Source organism: Nostoc sp. CHAB 5836 (genome assembly GCF_020829445.1).
GTDB lineage: Bacteria > Cyanobacteriota > Cyanobacteriia > Cyanobacteriales > Nostocaceae > Nostoc.
This window is the reverse complement of the sequence record NZ_JAIVFV010000341.1, coordinates 1-3,119: the sequence shown is the minus strand read 5'-3', so window position 1 is coordinate 3,119 and position 3,119 is coordinate 1. Positions and strand designations below refer to the sequence as shown.

Below are 3,119 nucleotides of genomic sequence, written 5' to 3'. Positions count from 1 at the left end.
AACAATGGGCGCAGACAAGTTGAGCCGTGTTTATACAGCTGGCGGTGGTGCGGCGAATGATACTTGGACTGCCATTAGGGGGCGTTATCTAAAAGTGCCTGTAATAGCATCAGTCTATACAGAAGCTACTCTATCGTACTGCAAAGTATCTTGGGCTGTATTAGTCTTGTAGGTAATACAGGCGAAGTTAAGTTAAGCACCAATAAAAGGTGGTTGAGGAGAGATTTTATCAGTGCGACTACTGCAAGCTTAGTAAATCACAGATGTTACTTGTTACTCTCCCTTCTTCGGTTCTCAATTGCATGGAATACAGACCTAACAAGAACAGCCCCAACCCTTGGAGGGGAGGGGGATAAGATTCAAAGCCTCTCTCCTTAAAGGAAGAGAGGAATGGAAGTGAGGTCAAAGTGTATCGCTTCCATTGGAGAAGCGCTATATATTAATAACTCATGAAAGTGGTGTCTACTAAACAGGCAGTGGGTATTAACTAACTAGATTCCGTAGAGCGTATTTGCAACTCAGTATGTAAGTCTTTACCCTACAGGAGGTTCAATGATGTTAGACAAAAATTGTCATCATGATTGCAATCAGAATCAGTGTCCTTTTGCCCAAGATACAGGTAATCCTAATAGATATGTCTGCCTTAAATGTGGTGTTGAACGAGAAATAAATCAGTATTCCTCTGGTTTCGGCTCGTTTTTGCTGCTGTTATTGAGCTTGTTTATCGCATTTCAACTGCTAGTTAATTATGAAAAGCAAAACAATGGACAAAGACAACAACAGTCTTTGAATAATTCACCCAATAAGGCAATTATCCACTTGTAAAACTAATACTGTTAATTCCCCATAGCCTCTTTTTTTAAGGAGATATGGGGGAATCAAAAAGAATATTCACTGCCAAAAATTCAGCGACCTTCGTGAGCAAAATTATGGACACAAATCAGGATACGCTTTTATTTCGCTTTGCCTCTAAATCCTTGAAATATTTTTTGTTGGTGCTATTTGGCATTGCGATCGCTTATGTTCTATCCAGTGGTTTAGGTATCTTACAAATCATACCCATACTGCTGTACCTTTTACAACAGTTTTTGCTTCCACTAGGAATTATCCTGTTGTGCTTAATTACAACAGCAGTAATTATTGAATCCCTGCGTTAAAAATTAAGGGAATGGGGAATGGTTATTCCCCTTGTCTCCCTCATCCCCTTCCATCCAAAAATTTCAACTGGTGGTATAAACAGCTAATCTGCATTAAATTCACACCCTTTACTTGGGCTTTTCGTAATGGGCTGCCGAAAATTGCTTCTACCTCCAAGGGACGATGTTCGTCGTAGTCAATTTTCATGCTGGGACGATAAGGTGTCATCTTCAGAGTATACTCGAGCATTGTCTGAATGAAGCGATCGCTGATCATCCGCCCATAACTTTTCGCCCCCGCAGCTACTTCATACATCAACTGTTCAACTAACTTGCGGGTGTACTCATCTGCCATTAATTCATCTGTTCTGGCGTTGAGAATCACAGAAAGCCCATTGTAAGGGATATTCCACACCAGCTTTTTCCACCTTGCTAGTAGTAAATCTTCGGCTAATTCAATTGAGATATCAGCGCTTTCAAAGTCATCAGCAATTTGCTGCATCTTCTCAGTTATCCCACTAGGCTCATAATTAGGGGTATATTCACTCAATACAATTTGCCCGTAGTCTAGGTGGTGTATGTGACCTGGCCCGACTTTGTTAGAACATAAAAAGCACAATCCACCGACAACAGTGACATTACCAACAATTTGAGCAATTTCCTCTTCTATACCGAGTCCATTCTGCAATCCCAACACCACCCCATTATCTTTAACCACAGGTGGCAACATCTTTGGTAGTAAGTGGTTTTGCGTAGTCTTCAGTGCCACCACCACCACATCGCATTGTGGCATCTTTTCTACGTCGTAGTAGGCGTGGACTTCGGGAAGGGTAAAGTTACCATCCTTGGACTCTACCACTAAACCATATTTATTTACCTGTTCGTAATCACTCTTAAGCAAAAAGTTGACATTCAACCCAGCTTTTTGTAGTCTAGCACCATAAAACCCACCTAATGCTCCAGTTCCGAGAATGGCATACGTGCGATCGGACATTTCTTCTACAACACAACTTTCTCATAAACATCATAAGGCGATGTTTGACGGATAGTACAGGGAAGTAAGAGTCTAAGTGTGGTTTATTCAGCATCTGCTTTTAATTTTATTTTGTTTAATAAAACTTAAAATACGTTTATTATCCTTTAAGATATTTTGCAGAAATTTAGGAAAAATATATGGCTGATATTGTTGATATTGCAGTTACGGCTGAGTCTTTTAAAACACTGGTAGCGGCTGTACAGGCTGCTGGTTTAGTAGAAACATTAAAAAGTCCTGGCCCGTTCACTGTCTTTGCACCAAATGACGATGCTTTTGCCAAGTTACCACCGGGGACTATCCAAACTCTGTTACAAAATATTCCCCAGCTAACGCGGATTTTAAAGTATCATGTCGTTCCAGGAAAGCTGCTACAAGCTGATTTGGCACAACTGGGTACAGTTAATTCTGTGGAAGGTTCACCCATTAAAATTGGTTCTTCTGATGGTTTTGAAGTAAAAAATGCCACAGTTTTAGCAGCAGATATCGAAGCTGATAATGGTGTGGTACACGTTATCGATACGGTGATTTTACCAGGTTAATTCAGCTAGGGTGGGTGTTTTCCACCCTAACTTATCCAAAATTTTTATAATTAACTAACTATTGGTAGTATCAAAAGGCAGCTAAATAGTTTAATTTATGTTACATTTGCAATGTGATTACTCACTCATATGTAAATGTATGTTTCGTTTATTTTAAAATCAAATAAATTAAATTCTTAAGAAGCTAACAAACATCTATCCCAAAAAATTAATGCTCGATTTTCACACCTTAGCTGAGTTCTCTCGTGTAAACTGCGTAAGTATTTGTGCATTTCTCGTACCAGCAAACTTACTTATCACAATTTTAACTATGGGCCTGGTAGCGTTGCGTCGCCCATCGCATCAAGTGTGGCAATCTGCTGGAATTGCTAGCTTTTTTGCTTCTGTAATGATAATGCACGTATATAC

At 39.7% G+C, this 3,119-nt stretch carries 4 protein-coding genes and 1 pseudogene; 4 read left to right on the top strand and 1 reads right to left on the bottom strand.

Annotated features, from left to right (window positions below):
- Positions 1-552: 552 nt before the first annotated feature.
- Together LC605_RS32085 and LC605_RS32080 are read left to right on the top strand one after the other, a co-directional pair.
- Complete coding sequence (locus tag LC605_RS32085) at positions 553-825, top strand: hypothetical protein (RefSeq protein ID WP_229551411.1); 273 nt, start codon at positions 553-555, stop codon at positions 823-825.
- Positions 826-929: 104 nt separating this feature from the next.
- A complete protein-coding gene (locus tag LC605_RS32080; RefSeq protein WP_229551410.1) occupies positions 930-1,157 on the top strand; it encodes a hypothetical protein in 228 nt (75 codons plus the stop codon).
- Between the two features lie 40 nt (positions 1,158-1,197).
- On the opposite strand, the gene LC605_RS32075 is transcribed toward LC605_RS32080, so the two are convergent.
- Entirely contained in the window at positions 1,198-2,130 is a 933-nt protein-coding gene (locus LC605_RS32075) for a putative 2-dehydropantoate 2-reductase (protein ID WP_229551409.1), read from the bottom strand.
- A 179-nt stretch (positions 2,131-2,309) separates the two neighbouring features.
- Between LC605_RS32075 and LC605_RS32070 the strand changes: the two genes are divergently transcribed.
- Complete coding sequence (locus LC605_RS32070; RefSeq protein WP_229551408.1) at positions 2,310-2,711, top strand: fasciclin domain-containing protein; 402 nt, start codon at positions 2,310-2,312, stop codon at positions 2,709-2,711.
- Between the two features lie 211 nt (positions 2,712-2,922).
- Positions 2,923-3,119: pseudogene (locus tag LC605_RS32065) on the top strand (hypothetical protein); the annotation flags it as partial.